The organism is Pseudomonas mendocina (assembly GCA_037482215.1).
In the GTDB taxonomy this organism is placed as follows: domain Bacteria; phylum Pseudomonadota; class Gammaproteobacteria; order Pseudomonadales; family Pseudomonadaceae; genus Aquipseudomonas; species Aquipseudomonas mendocina_E.
In genome coordinates this window covers 3,295,763-3,310,009 of sequence record CP148074.1, presented here as the reverse complement: position 1 = coordinate 3,310,009, position 14,247 = coordinate 3,295,763, and the positions used below count along the sequence as shown (strand labels likewise).

General features: G+C 57.9%; 11 protein-coding genes. 5 read left to right on the top strand and 6 right to left on the bottom strand.

Features of this window, described 5'->3' with window-relative positions:
- Positions 1-89: 89 nt before the first annotated feature.
- Together WG219_15490 and WG219_15485 are read right to left on the bottom strand one after the other, a co-directional pair.
- Entirely contained in the window at positions 90-1,337 is a 1,248-nt protein-coding gene (locus WG219_15490) for a ribonucleotide-diphosphate reductase subunit beta (protein ID WXL24705.1), read from the bottom strand.
- Between the two features lie 428 nt (positions 1,338-1,765).
- Entirely contained in the window at positions 1,766-4,678 is a 2,913-nt protein-coding gene (locus WG219_15485; GenBank protein ID WXL24704.1) for a ribonucleoside-diphosphate reductase subunit alpha, read from the bottom strand.
- Positions 4,679-5,382: 704 nt separating this feature from the next.
- On the opposite strand from WG219_15485, the gene WG219_15480 reads away from it, so the two are divergent.
- Entirely contained in the window at positions 5,383-6,108 is a 726-nt protein-coding gene (locus WG219_15480; protein WXL24703.1) for a response regulator, read from the top strand.
- Between the two features lie 72 nt (positions 6,109-6,180).
- A complete protein-coding gene (locus tag WG219_15475; GenBank protein WXL24702.1) occupies positions 6,181-7,791 on the top strand; it encodes an ATP-binding protein in 1,611 nt (536 codons plus the stop codon).
- Between the two features lie 3 nt (positions 7,792-7,794).
- Here the strand turns inward: WG219_15475 and WG219_15470 are convergent, their stop codons facing one another.
- The 4 genes from WG219_15470 to minC form a co-directional block, all read right to left on the bottom strand.
- Positions 7,795-8,430 (bottom strand): RluA family pseudouridine synthase, encoded by a 636-nt coding sequence (locus WG219_15470; protein WXL24701.1) that lies wholly within the window; start codon positions 8,428-8,430, stop codon positions 7,795-7,797.
- Between the two features lie 96 nt (positions 8,431-8,526).
- The gene (gene minE, locus WG219_15465) at positions 8,527-8,781 is read right to left on the bottom strand and encodes a cell division topological specificity factor MinE (GenBank protein WXL24700.1); all 255 of its coding nucleotides are present in this window, start codon (positions 8,779-8,781) and stop codon (positions 8,527-8,529) included.
- Positions 8,778-9,593, bottom strand: a complete 816-nt coding sequence (gene minD / locus WG219_15460) for a septum site-determining protein MinD (GenBank protein WXL24699.1) — start codon at positions 9,591-9,593, stop codon at positions 8,778-8,780. The genes minE and minD overlap by 4 nt, the downstream gene beginning before the upstream one ends.
- A gap of 99 nt (positions 9,594-9,692) precedes the next feature.
- Positions 9,693-10,421 carry a septum site-determining protein MinC gene (gene minC, locus WG219_15455; GenBank protein ID WXL24698.1) on the bottom strand — a complete coding sequence of 243 codons (729 nt, stop codon included), beginning with the start codon at positions 10,419-10,421 and terminating at the stop codon, positions 9,693-9,695.
- A gap of 145 nt (positions 10,422-10,566) precedes the next feature.
- Here minC and WG219_15450 point away from each other — a divergent pair, with 145 nt between their 5' ends.
- The 3 genes from WG219_15450 (at position 10,567) to WG219_15440 (ending at position 14,229) form a co-directional block, all read left to right on the top strand.
- Positions 10,567-11,496 (top strand): lipid A biosynthesis lauroyl acyltransferase, encoded by a 930-nt coding sequence (locus tag WG219_15450; GenBank protein ID WXL24697.1) that lies wholly within the window; start codon positions 10,567-10,569, stop codon positions 11,494-11,496.
- 99 nt (positions 11,497-11,595) lie between these two features.
- A complete protein-coding gene (locus tag WG219_15445) occupies positions 11,596-12,786 on the top strand; it encodes a patatin-like phospholipase family protein (protein ID WXL24696.1) in 1,191 nt (396 codons plus the stop codon).
- Between the two features lie 222 nt (positions 12,787-13,008).
- Positions 13,009-14,229, top strand: coding sequence for an aspartate aminotransferase family protein (locus WG219_15440; GenBank protein WXL24695.1), 1,221 nt, complete (start codon positions 13,009-13,011; stop codon positions 14,227-14,229).
- Positions 14,230-14,247 lie beyond the last annotated feature (18 nt).

Sequence of the window (14,247 nt, the reverse complement as noted above, 5' to 3'; positions counted from 1 at the left end):
AGTTTTTATAGGTATAAAAAACCCCTCATATTTAGAGGGGCTTATTGTTCGCGCTCTAAAAACTCAGAGGGCTTAGAAAGCGGGAGGAATCAATCCCAGCTCAACGCCCCACCAGTCTGATACTCAATCACGCGGGTCTCGAAGAAGTTTTTCTCCTTCTTCAGGTCCATGATTTCGCTCATCCATGGGAAGGGGTTGGTGGTGCCTGGGTATTCTTCTTTCAGGCCGATCTGGGTCAGGCGGCGGTTGGCGATGAATTTGAGGTAGTCCTCCATCATGGCCGCGTTCATGCCCAGTACACCGCGTGGCATGGTGTCACGGGCGTATTCGATCTCCAGCTGAGTGCCTTGCAGGATCATCTGGGTGGCTTCGTCTTTCATTTCGGCATCCCACAGGTGTGGGTTTTCGATCTTGATCTGGTTGATCACGTCGATACCGAAGTTCAGGTGCATGGACTCGTCACGCAGGATGTACTGGAACTGTTCGGCGGTGCCGGTCATCTTGTTGCGGCGGCCCATGGAGAGGATCTGGGTGAAGCCGCAGTAGAAGAAGATGCCTTCCAGTACGCAGTAGTAAGCGATGAGGTTACGCAGGAACTGGCGGTCGGTTTCCGGGGTGCCGGTGTTGAACTGCGGGTCGGAAATCGAGCGGGTGTATTTGAGGCCCCAGGATGCCTTTTTCGCAACGCTCGGGATCTCGTGGTACATGTTGAAGATTTCGCCTTCGTCCATGCCCAGCGACTCGATGCAGTACTGGTAGGCGTGGGTGTGGATCGCTTCTTCGAAGGCCTGGCGCAGGATGTACTGGCGGCACTCCGGGTTGGTGATCAGGCGGTACACGGCCAGCACGAGGTTGTTGGCAACCAGGCTGTCGGCGGTGGAGAAGAAGCCGAGGTTGCGCTTAACGATGCGGCGCTCGTCTTCGGTCAGGCCGTCAGCGCTCTTCCACAGGGCGATGTCGGCGTTCATGTTTACTTCTTGCGGCATCCAGTGGTTGGCGCAGCCGTCGAGGTATTTCTGCCAGGCCCAGTCGTACTTGAACGGTACGAGTTGGTTGAGGTCGGCACGGGCGTTGATCATCTGCTTGTCGCCCACGTGTACGCGGGCGCTGGCGCCTTCCAGATCGTCCAGGCCTTCCTGGATGTCCAGCTCGTTCAGCGCGGCTTTAGCACGGGCTACGGCGTCGGAATCACTGGCGTCGATGGCGCGGGCTTCCTCTACGGAACCGGCGGCTTGGTTGTCCAGCTTGTCCAGGCCAGCCTCTACGTTGGCCTGTTGTGCGGCTGCCTTGGGTGCAGCGCCTTCTTCGGGTTTGTCGAATTCATCCCAGCTCAGCATGATGCGTCCTCCTGATCGGGTGCCGGTTTGAACCGGTCATAAAATATAGGTGCATGGTCTGCACGCAAAAACAAAGGGTGTTCGGCTGCGAGCGGCTGCGCGTCGGCATTACTGCGTTAGAAACCGGCTCGGATTGCTCATTTGCTACAGCAAACTGCGCATCCTCGCCGCTTTCTGCCTTGTACTGCTCTAGCTCGCTAGCTCTTGATCTGTAGCGTCTGCACGAAAAGAAAGGGCAGTGACGCTAGGTAAATCTTTCAACTACACATTTAGTTCATTAGACCTTAGCGATCTCACCAGCGTGGAGCTGAGCGAGTGAGCGCTAGGCACCTGCTTCGTCGAAGCCCCTGAGCGTACTTATGTACGTGATGGGGTTCGGCGGAGCAGGTAACAACGCGCGCGCCGTTCAGCTACGCGCGTTCACCACCTTATTGGCAGGCTTCGCAGTCTGGCTCGTCGATAGCACAGGCCTTTGGCACTGGAGCCGGACCCGCACTGGTGAACTCATTGCTCGGCGCCTGCGGCTTGGCCTGCAACCCTTCGGTGCCTGCGCCACTGGATACGGCGTTGAGTTTGCCGGTGTTGATGGTGGACTTCTCGGTGCTGGTGGCGGCCAGGGCACGGAGGTAGTAGGTGGTTTTCAGACCACGGTACCAAGCCATGCGGTAGGTCACGTCGAGTTTCTTGCCCGATGCGCCAGCGATGTACAGGTTCAGCGATTGAGCCTGGTCGATCCACTTCTGGCGGCGGCTGGCTGCGTCCACGATCCACTTGGTTTCCACTTCAAACGCGGTGGCGTAGAGGTCTTTCAGGTCTTGCGGGATACGCTCGATCTGCTGCACGGAACCGTCGTAGTACTTCAGGTCGTTGACCATGACCGAGTCCCACAGGCCGCGTGCTTTGAGGTCGCGAACCAGGTACGGGTTGATCACGGTGAATTCGCCGGAGAGGTTCGACTTCACATACAGGTTCTGATAGGTCGGTTCGATCGACTGCGATACGCCGGTGATGTTGGCGATGGTGGCGGTCGGTGCGATGGCCATGATGTTGGAGTTACGGATACCTTTCTTCACGCGCTCGCGGATCGGTGCCCAGTCCAGAGTCTCGGCACGGTCGACGTCGATGTATTTTTCGCCACGGGCCTCGATCAGCAGTTGCAGGGAGTCCAGCGGCAGGATGCCTTTGCTCCATAGCGAACCATCGAAGGTCGAGTAGCTGCCGCGCTCATCTGCCAGGTCACAGGAGGCCTGGATGGCGAAGTAGCTGACGGCTTCCATCGAGCGGTCGGCGAATTCTACAGCGGCGTCGGATCCGTATGGGATGTGCTGCAGGTACAGTGCGTCCTGGAAGCCCATGATGCCCAGACCCACCGGACGGTGCTTGAAGTTGGAGTTACGAGCCTGCGGTACGCTGTAGTAGTTGATGTCGATTACGTTATCAAGCATGCGCACAGCGACGCGGATGGTTTTCTCCAGCTTGGCGGTGTCCAGCTTGCCGTCAACGATGTGGTTCGGCAGGTTGACGGAACCCAGGTTACATACGGCAATTTCATCGGCGTTAGTGTTCAGGGTGATCTCGGTGCACAGGTTGGAGCTGTGAACCACGCCAACGTGCTGCTGCGGGCTGCGCAGGTTGCACGGATCTTTGAAGGTCAGCCATGGGTGGCCAGTCTCGAACAGCATCGAGAGCATTTTGCGCCACAGGTCTTTGGCCTGAATGGTTTTGAACAGCTTGATCTTGCCGTATTCAGTCAGGGCTTCGTAGTACTCGTAGCGCTCTTCGAAGGCTTTACCGGTCAGGTCGTGCAGGTCCGGTACTTCGCTCGGGCTGAACAGGGTCCACTTGCCGTCATCGAATACGCGCTTCATGAACAGGTCCGGAATCCAGTTCGCGGTGTTCATGTCGTGGGTACGGCGGCGGTCGTCACCGGTGTTTTTACGCAGCTCGAGGAATTCCTCGATGTCCATGTGCCAAGTTTCCAGGTAAGCACATACAGCGCCTTTGCGCTTGCCACCTTGGTTTACGGCTACGGCGGTGTCGTTGACGACTTTCAGGAACGGTACAACGCCCTGGGATTTGCCGTTGGTGCCTTTGATATAAGAACCCAGCGCACGCACTGGCGTCCAGTCGTTGCCCAGACCACCGGCAAACTTGGACAGCATGGCGTTGTCGTGGATGGCGCCGTAGATGCCCGACAGGTCATCCGGAACGGTGGTCAGGTAGCAGCTGGACAGCTGCGGACGCATGGTGCCGGCGTTGAACAGGGTCGGCGTGGACGCCATGTAGTCGAAGGACGAGAGCAGGTTGTAGAACTCGATAGCACGGGCTTCTTTGTCTTTCTCTTCGATCGCCAGGCCCATGGCCACACGCATGAAGAAGACTTGCGGCAGTTCGAAACGGATGCCGTCTTTGTGAATGAAGTAGCGGTCGTACAGGGTTTGCAGGCCCAGATAGGTGAACTGCTGGTCGCGCTCGTGGTTGATTGCCTTGCCCAGTTTTTCCAGGTCGAAGGAAGCCAGTTTCGGGTCGAGCAGTTCGAACTCGATACCTTTAGCAACGTAAGCAGGCAGCGCCTTGGCGTACAGATCAGCCATTTCGTGGTGGGTGGCGCTGGTGGCAACACCGAGGAAGCCCAGGCCTTCAGCACGGATGTTGTCCATCAGCAGGCGGGCAGTCACGTAGCTGTAGTTTGGCTCGCGCTCAACCAGGGTGCGGGAGGTCATGACCAGGGCGGTGTTAACGTCGCTCTGGGCTACGCCGTCGTACAGGTTCTTCAGGGTTTCTTTCTGAATCAGCTCGCCATCCACTTCGGCCAGACCTTCACAGGCTTCGCGGATGATGGTGTTCAGGCGGCCCATGTCCAGCGGCACCAGGCTGCCGTCAGCTTGGGTCACACGGATGCTTGGGTGTGGCTGGGCGATGTCGCCAGCTGCGTTGGCGCTCTTACGCTCTGCGGCGCGGGCTTCGCGGTAGATCACGTAGTCGCGGGCAACTTTTTGCTCGCCTGCGCGCATGAGGGCAAGTTCAACCTGGTCCTGAATTTCTTCGATGTGGATGGTGCCGCCGGATGGCATACGACGCTTGAAGGTCGCAGTCACTTGTTCGGTCAGGCGGGCAACGGTCTCATGGATACGCGACGAAGCGGCAGCAGTACCGCCTTCAACAGCGAGAAAGGCTTTGGTGATGGCAACAGTGATCTTGTCGTCGGTGTAAGGCACAACGGTGCCGTTACGCTTGATCACTCGCAACTGACCCGGAGCGGTGGCGCTCAGGGTGGCGTTGTCATCGCTGGCCTGCGGCGCGGTGGCCTGCGGGTTCTCGCGGGAAGTGTCGGTTTGCATGAAGGTCTCCATGGTTCTGTAATTGTCTGTATGCGTTACCGCAAATCTTGGGGTGGTACCGCTCATTCCATTTCTTACAATGCCGCCGCTCGGCTTACGCCGGGCCACGGGGACTTGCAAATAGGGCAGGTTGGCAGTCTTCGCCATCCTGGCTTTTTAGTCACAACGCAAGGCGTTTCCGCCTGAACCACTATATCTAGTAGTACCACCCGCTTGGGGTTACTGCTTTGTTCCCCCCGGCGGCCAATCGGGCCTTGCCGAGTAATGTCCTGCTTATACCGTGCAGGGGACTTGCCTAAAGAGCGTATCGGGTTTCCGGTGACAGCCTGGGATCAGGCCGTGTGCGCGTCATTCTTCTTGTGTCCGGTTACCTAGTGACACCCAATATATGGTGGGTGTCGCGTAATTGGCATACAAGATAATGCGCTAATTGGGGTAATGCAAGTTGGGAAGTTACGAACAACCTGTGGATAACGTGTGCGTGTTTTGTGGGTTGCTACTGAGGTAGGTTGGTTAGCCCGCGTACTTACTGGGTTATGCCGTCCATCGTTGTCATTTGGTACTAATAGGCTTTTTGTCTGGGTTGTGGTGCTGGCGTGCGTGAATACTATATCTAGTGTTTTGTCAAAGACGTGTCAGGCGCTATGCAGGCGAGTACGCGTTGATACAATGCAGGCCGTTCTGGCGCCGTCTTGGAGGTCTTGGTGGAACAACAGTCGTGGCACATTCTGATTGTGGAAGACGACCAGCGTCTGGCTGAGTTGACCCGTGAGTATCTTCAGAGCAATGGCCTGCATGTCTCAATCGAGATGGATGGCGCCAAAGCCGCTGCGCGCATTTTGCAGGAGCAGCCCGACTTAGTAATTCTCGACCTGATGCTGCCCGGTGAGGATGGCTTGTCCATCTGTCGCGCTGTGCGCGGTGAGTACGAGGGGCCGATTCTGATGCTGACCGCCCGTGGCGATGATATGGATCAGGTGCTGGGGCTGGAAATGGGCGCGGACGATTACGTCTGTAAGCCGGTTCGCCCGCGTGTGCTGCTGGCCCGTATCCGTGCGTTGTTGCGGCGCTATGAGGGGGCAGCCGAAGAGGTTGCGACAGATCGTCGCCGTCTGCAATTCGGCCCATTGGTCGTGGACAGCGCCATGCGTGAGGCCTGGCTGAAGGAGCAGAGCATCGAGCTGACCAGTGCCGAGTTCGACTTGCTGTGGCTGCTGACTTCCAATGCCGGGCGCATTCTCTCCCGCGAAGAAATCTTTAGCTCATTGCGTGGTATTGAGTACGACGGTCAGGACCGTTCCATTGATGTACGTATTTCCCGCATACGACCCAAGATCGGGGATGATCCGATGCATCCGCGTCTGATCAAAACAGTGCGCAGCAAAGGCTATCTGTTCGTTGCTGAGGCGGCGGAAGCACTTGTGCTTTGACGCAGAGGGAGTCGGCAAGCGCCTTATTAAAGGTGCTGCCGGGTATTTGTGCAGCCTGGAGCTGTGGTCACGATGAATTCGATATTTGTACGGATCTACGGCGGCATGCTGGTGGTGCTGGTGCTCGTGGGGTTGCTGGGGCTGGGCGCTTTGCAGTTGCTCAACGAGGTGCGGGTTGATCAGTACCGCGAGCGTCTGGCGCAGGGCACTTTCCGTCTGATGGCCGATAACCTGCATCCGATGGTGGATGTGGAGCGGCGTCGGGCGATGTCGGTGTGGGGACGTTTGCTGGGGATTCCGCTGCGTATCGACACGCTTGAGCAAGCCGGGCTGGATGCGAGCGACCGTGCATCGCTACGTCGCGGCAAGGTCTTGGTTGAGCAGACGGGCGAGCACGAGGCCAATATCTACAGTCAGTTGTCGATAGACGAGCCCAAGTTGTTGGTGGGGGAGGTGCAGCAGATCAGTGAGCAACTGCTGCGGGCCATCAGTTTTTTAGTGATCGACGAGCTGGTGCGTTATCCCTGGGGCGAGCAGCCAAAACGGCTGGCGGCCCTGCACAACGACAAGCAATTTGGCTTCGATATGCGTTTAGTGCGCTTAAGTGAAGCGGCCCTCGACCCAGACCAGCGTCGCCGTGTTGATGAGGGCGATACCGTGATGGCGCTGGGGCGTGGTGGTGACAGCGTTTACGTGTACTCCGGCATTGTCGAAACGCCTTGGGTGCTCGAAGTCGGCCCGATGTATCAGATGAACCCCTATCCGGCGCACTGGATTGTGGTGATTGGCCTTTTGAGCCTGTGCCTGATCGGCTTGATGGTTTACCTCTTGGTGCGCCCGCTGGAGCGTCGCCTGCGAGGGTTAGAGCGGGCAGCCAGTAAGATTGCCAGCGGCAAGCTGGACGCCCGTGTGCCGACCCGGGAGGGCGAGATGGACTCCGTGGGGCGTCTTGCAGCTTCCTTTAATGGCATGGCTGAGCATTTGCAGCGCTCACTGACTATTCAGCGGGAGATGGTGCGGGCGGTGTCTCACGAGTTGCGCACGCCAGTGGCGCGCTTGCGCTTCGGTCTGGAGATGGTGGCCGATGCTGACACAGAACACGCGCGGCAGAAGTACCTAGAAGGTATGGACAGCGATATTCAGGATCTCGACAAGCTCGTCGATGAGATGCTGACCTATGCGCGCCTGGAGCAGGGCTCGCCTGCGCTGAACTTCCAGCCGGTGGATCTCGGTGCGTTGATTAAGCAAGTCATCACCGAGTTGGCGCCGTTACGGGCCAGCGTACAGGTCGAAATTGGCCCCTGCCGTGATGCGCAGGATGGTGCGGGGGCGGTGGTGGAAGCTGAGTTCCGCTACTTGCATCGCGCCTTGCAGAATCTGGTGAGCAACGCCATGCGCCACGCCGAGTCGCGGGTGCGGGTGAGTTATCAGGTTGGGCCGAACCGTTGCCGCTTGGATGTTGAAGATGACGGCCCCGGTGTGCCAGAGGACGCTTGGGAACATATCTTTACCCCCTTCCTGCGACTGGATGACAGCCGTACCCGCGCTTCAGGCGGGCATGGTCTGGGGCTTTCCATTGTGCGGCGGATTACCTATTGGCACGGTGGGCGTGCAGCAATCAGTCGCAGCGAAGCACTGGGCGGCGCCTGTTTCAGCTTGATCTGGCCGCGTCGTCAGGCCTGAGGTTCAGAACGGGGCTGGTGACTCAAAGCGCAGCCGTTCACCTGTTTGTGGGTGAGTCAGGCTGAGCATGCTGGCATGCAGGCACAGGCGCGGGTAGGCAGCCAGCGCTTCAGGGTGGGCATACAAGCCGTCGCCCAGCAGTGGGTGACCAATCGACAGCATGTGCACGCGTAATTGGTGCGAGCGCCCAGTAATGGGGGTTAGCTCAACCCGACAGTGAGTGTCGTAACGCTCAACAATGCGCCAATAGGTGAGGGCGTGTTTACCCAGCTCATGGTCGACCACGTGGCGTGGTTTGGTGGGCGGGTCGTAGCGCAGGGGCAGGTCGATGCTGCCACTGTCTTGCTCCGGCTGGCCCCAGCACAGGGCGGTGTAGGCTTTTTCGGTTTCGCGGTCGTGGAATTGCCGGGACAGCTCGCGGTGGCTGTCGGCGTCGCGGGCCAGCACGATGATGCCCGAGGTTTCCCAGTCCAGTCGGTGCACGATGCGGGCTTCCGGGTAGCCGTTTTCCTGCAGGCGGGTGACCAGGCAATCGCGGTTGTCTTCGGCGCGCCCGGGTACGGACAGCAGCAAAGTGGGCTTGTTGATCACCAGCAGGGCGGCATCCTGATGGATGATTTGGACATTCGACAGCGGCATGGGTATTCCACAAACGGAAACGGCGGCCAGAGCCGCCGTTTCAGGTTATCAGAGCCTGTCTGCTGCCTTGGCAGGCGTGACAGACAGGTTCGCCGATCAACGATCGGGCAGGGTGATGTTCAGTTCCAGAATGGAGCAGTTGCCCTGGTTTTCCAGCGCGACCTGCACTTGTTCTGAATCAATATTTACGTACTTACGAATTACAGCCACCAGTTCTTGCTGAAGCGCTGGCAGGTAATCGGGCTGGCTACGCTGGCCACGCTCGTGGGCAACAATAATCTGCAGACGCTCTTTCGCGATTGCGGCAGGAGTTTCCTTCTTGCGTTCACGAAAGAAGTCAAAAATATTCATTCGCGACCTCCGAACAAGCGTTGGATGAATCCTTTCTTCTGAACGTCAAGGAAGCGATGAGGGACTTCTTTGCCGAGCAGGCGTTCAACTGCGTCACTGTAGGCCTGACCGGCGTCGCTTTGTTCATCAAGGATGACCGGGACGCCCTGGTTGGACGCTTTGAGTACGGCTTGCGACTCAGGGATTACACCGAGCAGGCGGATGGCGAGGATTTCTTCAACGTCCTCAACGCCCAGCATTTCGCCTTTAACAACGCGCTCTGGGTTGTAGCGAGTCAGCAGCAGGTGCTCTTTGATTGGCTCTTTGCCTTCCTCGGCGCGGCGCGATTTGCTCGCCAGCAGGCCCAGCATGCGGTCGGAGTCGCGAACGGAGGAGACTTCAGGGTTGGTCACGACAATCGCTTCATCCGCGAAGTACATGGCCAAGTGGGCACCTTTTTCGATACCCGCCGGAGAGTCACAGATGATGAAATCGAAGTTTTCACTCAGTTCAGCAATAACCTTGGCTACGCCTTCCTGAGTCAGTGCGTCTTTGTCGCGGGTCTGGCTGGCAGCCAGAACGTATAGATTCTCCAGACGCTTGTCTTTGATCAGAGCCTGGGTCAGGGTGGCTTCGCCGTTGACGACATTGACGAAGTCGTACACGACGCGGCGCTCACAGCCCATGATCAGGTCGAGGTTACGCAAGCCAACGTCGAAGTCGACGATGACAGTCTTATGCCCGCGCAGGGCAAGGCCGGTACCGATGGCGGCGCTGGTGGTGGTTTTACCAACGCCACCTTTGCCGGATGTAACTACGAGGATCTTGGCCAAGGTGATTCACCCCAAAATGTAGAAAAAAGCTGGCATTCCGTGACCTTTTGCAGGCTTCAGGTGCCTTGTTGGTATACCGAAAAGTGGCGAAAGTATCCGTTAAAGACGTTTGATGTTCAACACGTCACCGGATAGGAATACGTGGACTGCGTGTCCCCAGAGCGGATCACGCCTCAAGTCTTCGGCTACTTTGTACTGTCCGGCAATGGATAACAGTTCTGCGCCCATCTGTTGGCAGAAAATCCGCGCTTTCTGATTGCCTTTGACACCAGCAAGCGCACGCCCACGCATGGGCGCATATACATGGATGTTTCCATCGGCCAGAAGTTCGGCGCCGGAGCTAACTGGAGCGAGAACGACCAAGTCGCCACCCTGGGCATACACCTGCATACCACCCCGTACAGGGCTGGTGATCACTTTGGTAGGTTTAACTTCTGGCTCAGCCGGTTTGGCCGGGACTGGCGCTGGTGCCGGATCAATCAAACGTTCGCGGGCACCGGACGGCGGCAACACGGGCAGGTCAAGGGCATTGGCGGCTGCGATGTCGCCATCCCTGTTAGCACGGATAGCCAGGGTGCGCAGTCCATGCTTGCGGCACACGTCCATCAATTCGCTCAGGTTAATGTCGCCTTCTGCCTCTGGTAGTTTGTCCAGCGCAAGAACAAGCGGGGTGTTACTGAAGAAGGCAGGGGCCTGTGCAACTTTGGCGCTGAGCTGTTGGTCGAGGCGCTCAAGGTCGTTGTGCGACAGTTCCATCACGGTGATGGCCAGCATGCTGCCCTTCAGTTGAAATACGGGATCTTGGTCGAGTAGATCGGCTTGGCTCATGGTCTGCCTGATACGGCTGGGTAAAAGTAACGGACTTATAACGACAACGCCGCTTGGCCGCAAGTTGCGTGCAGTGTTAAAGCAGGTTGCCAGTGAAGTCCTGCTAGAATGCCGCGCTTTGTTGAGTGTATCGGACCTGATTGGTATGGATCGTCCTGTTTTTCGTTCGGAATTTTTGCACCCGCGCTACTGGCTGTTATGGCTGGGGCTAGGCTTGCTATGGCTGGTGGTGCAGTTGCCTTATCCGCTGTTGCTTAAATTGGGGCGGCTGCTGGGCAAAGTGATGTTCTTAGGCGCAGGCTCGCGTCGGCGTATTGCCCGGCGCAATTTGGAGTTGTGCTTCCCGCAGCTTTCCAAGCAGGAGCGTGAGCGGCTGTTGCGGGAGAACTTTGCATCGACCGGTATCGCTTTCTTTGAAATGGCGATGAGCTGGTGGTGGCCCAAGGCTCGACTGGCCAAGCTCGCCCATATAGAAGGTCTTGAGCATTTGCAGCAGGCCCAGGCAGAAGGGCAAGGCGTGATTTTGATGGCGCTGCACTTCACTACGCTGGAGATCGGTGCGGCGTTGTTGGGCCAGGTGCACACCATTGATGGTATGTACCGCGAGCATAAAAATGCGCTGTTTGATTACATTCAGCGCACCGGCCGTGAGCGGCATAACCTAGATGCCACCGCCATTGAGCGTGAAGATGTGCGTGCCATGCTTAAGGTGCTGCGGGCCGGAAGGGCAATATGGTACGCGCCGGATCAGGACTACGGGCGCAAACAGAGCATTTTTGTGCCACTGTTTGGAATTCAAGCGGCCACGGTTACAGCAACCACCAAGTTCGCGCGATTGGGGCGTGCGCGGGTCTTGCCTTTTACACAAGAGCGTTTGGCTGACGGCAGTGGCTATCGTTTAGTGATTCATCCGCCGTTGGCAGGCTTCCCAGCTGAAAGCGAAGAAGAGGACTGCTTGCTGATTAATCAGTGGGTGGAGCGATCGGTTTCAGCCTGCCCGGAACAGTATCTGTGGGCGCATCGTCGCTTTAAGACTCGCCCGGAAGGTGAGCCCAAGCTGTATAAAAAGAAGTAGTACGCATCGGTACTCAGGGGCCAGGATAGCGGGGCAGCTTATCGGTGTTGAGGCTGCCCCTAGAGGGCTCTATATTGGCTGAAACCCAAGGAGTGGTTTATGCAGGACTCTGCTTCAGTCACTCAGCCCGCCACAACCGGGCTTATTCTCTCTGGCGGCGGCGCCCGTGCGGCCTATCAGGTCGGGGTGCTGGCTGCCATAGCCGATCTGCTGCCTGACTCACGCAACCCATTCCCTGTGATTGTGGGTACCTCGGCGGGTGCCATTAATGCGGTCAGTCTGGCGTGTGGTGCGCTGGACTTTCCCGAAGCGGTGCGGCGGCTTAAGGGCGTTTGGCAGGGCTTTCATACCCATCAGGTGTATCGCAGTGACTGGCCCGGCGTGGTGCGTCAGGCCAGCCGCTTTATTGGGCGTAGTCTGCTTGGTCTGGGCAAAGAGGTTCCGGTCGCGTTGCTGGACAGCTCGCCGTTGGGTGAGTTGTTGAGCCAGCATCTGGATTTCAGTGGGATTTCCGCTGCCGTGCGCCAGCGCCGCTTACATGCCGTGGCGGTAACCGCCTTTGCCTATGAAAGTGCCCAGGCGATGACCTTCTATCAGGGGCGTGCCACCATTGATCCCTGGTTCCGCCACCGCCGCGTCGGGGTGCCGACGCGTTTGGGGCTTGAGCATCTGTTGGCCAGTGCGTCGATTCCTTTGATATTTCCGCCGGTGAAAATCGGCCGTGAATATTTTGGTGACGGCGCAGTGCGGCAGGCGGCCCCGATTAGCCCTGCGTTGCACTTAGGCGCCAGTAAAATACTGGTGGTCGGTGTGAGTAACTCTGAACCACCCGCAGAACCTGACTCTCCGAGCCGTGGCCGCTTGCCTAGCCTGGCGCAAATCGGAGGGCATCTGCTTAACAGTACCTTCATCGATAGCCTGGAAAGCGATATTGAGCTGCTGGAGCGTCTGAACTATCTGGGCAGCTTGATTCCTCCTGAAAAGCGCAGGCGCGGTCTGGGTCTGGAGCCGGTGGAGGTGCTGGTGATCGCACCGAGCCAACCGCTGGATGTGATTGCTGCGCGGCACCGTCAGGAATTGCCCCGATCCCTGCGCCTGTTCCTGCATGGTCCGGGTGCGACTCGGGACAGTGGGGCTGGTGTCTTGAGCTATCTGCTGTTCGAGTCCGGCTATTGTCACGAGCTGATTGAGTTGGGTTATCAGGATGCAATGGGGCAAAAGGCGCGGCTGAGTGAGTTTCTTGGGTTGGCGACGCCTGTTACTGAACCGCACGCCTCGGTGGGCGCATAAAAAATCTTCATTTCCCCGTCAGATAACTGCACCAAGAACGCAGCCTGCATTTAAACTGCACAGCGCCGACGCTTTATGTCGCTTTTACGCAAGTTCCGCTGTGTGCGGGGAGTGTGCTGTAAGAAGTTGTCGCATAGTGGCAAGGTCCACCCGGATTCAATCCATACAATCCTTCATACCACCTGCACCCTCAGGTAGGTGTTCCTTTTCAGGAGAACTGTAATGTCCGTTCAGCACGACGCGGTGCAACGCACCGATTTCGACCAGGTGATGGTGCCTAACTATGCACCCGCAGCTTTTATTCCAGTACGCGGCGAGGGTTCGCGAGTCTGGGATCAGAGCGGTCGCGAGCTGATCGACTTTGCCGGTGGTATCGCCGTGAATGTGTTGGGGCATGCGCATCCTGCGCTGGTCCAGGCGTTGACCGAGCAGGCCGGTAAGCTCTGGCACGTGTCCAATGTATACACCAATGAGCCAGCACTGCGTTTGGCGAAGAAGTTGGTGGACGCCACGTTTGCTGACCGCGTGTTCTTCTGCAACTCCGGCGCAGAGGCCAACGAGGCTGCATTCAAACTGGCGCGCCGTGTTGCCTTTGATAAGTTTGGTGAAGATAAGTACGAAATCATTGCGGCTACTAACAGCTTCCACGGCCGCACGCTGTTCACTGTTAACGTGGGTGGCCAGCCGAAGTATTCCGATGGTTTCGGCCCGAAAATTCAGGGCATCACCCATGTGCCGTACAACGATATTGAAGCGCTGAAAGCCGCTGTTTCCGACAAAACCTGCGCCATTGTGCTGGAGCCCGTGCAAGGCGAGGGCGGTGTGCTGCCGGCGGACCTGGCGTATCTGCAAGCTGCCCGCGAGCTGTGTGATAAGCACAACGCGCTGCTGGTGTTCGATGAGGTGCAGTCTGGCATGGGCCGTTGTGGCGAGCTGTTTGCCTATATGCACTACGGCGTAACGCCGGATGTGCTGTCCAGTGCCAAGAGCCTGGGCGGTGGTTTCCCGATTGCAGCGATGCTGACCCGCGACGAGTTTGCCAAACATCTGGCAGTCGGTACCCACGGTACGACCTATGGCGGTAATGCGCTGGCCTGCGCAGTGGGCGAAGCCGTGATTGATATCGTCAACACCCCGGCTGTTCTCGACGGCGTCAAAGCCCGTCATCAGATTTTCAAAGCCCGCCTGCAGCAGATTGGCGAGCAGTACGGCCTGTTCAGTGGTGTGCGTGGTCTCGGTCTGCTGATTGGTGCGGTGCTGTCCGATGCCTGGAAAGGTAAAGCCAAAGAGGTTCTGGATGCTGCTGTAGCAGAGGGCCTGATGGTGCTGCAAGCAGGACCGGATGTGGTGCGTTTTGCTCCGAGCCTGGTGGTGAGTGAAGCAGATATCGAAGAAGGCCTGGAGCGTTTCGAGCGCTCCGTGGCGAAACTGACTCGCGTTTGACCGTCAACCGGGCAGCGT

Excerpts from the sequence above, each read along its gene's own strand:
- WG219_15490 (WXL24705.1), bottom strand. The coding sequence starts at position 1,337 with ATGCTGAGCTGGGATGAATTCGACAAACCCGAAGAAGGCGCTGCACCC.
- WG219_15485 (WXL24704.1), bottom strand. The coding sequence starts at position 4,678 with ATGCAAACCGACACTTCCCGCGAGAACCCGCAGGCCACCGCGCCGCAG.
- WG219_15475 (WXL24702.1), top strand. The coding sequence starts at position 6,181 with ATGAATTCGATATTTGTACGGATCTACGGCGGCATGCTGGTGGTGCTG.
- WG219_15470 (WXL24701.1), bottom strand. The coding sequence starts at position 8,430 with ATGCCGCTGTCGAATGTCCAAATCATCCATCAGGATGCCGCCCTGCTG.
- minE (WXL24700.1), bottom strand. The coding sequence starts at position 8,781 with ATGAATATTTTTGACTTCTTTCGTGAACGCAAGAAGGAAACTCCTGCC.
- minC (WXL24698.1), bottom strand. The coding sequence starts at position 10,421 with ATGAGCCAAGCCGATCTACTCGACCAAGATCCCGTATTTCAACTGAAG.
- WG219_15450 (WXL24697.1), top strand. The coding sequence starts at position 10,567 with ATGGATCGTCCTGTTTTTCGTTCGGAATTTTTGCACCCGCGCTACTGG.
- WG219_15445 (WXL24696.1), top strand. The coding sequence starts at position 11,596 with ATGCAGGACTCTGCTTCAGTCACTCAGCCCGCCACAACCGGGCTTATT.
- WG219_15440 (WXL24695.1), top strand. The coding sequence starts at position 13,009 with ATGTCCGTTCAGCACGACGCGGTGCAACGCACCGATTTCGACCAGGTG.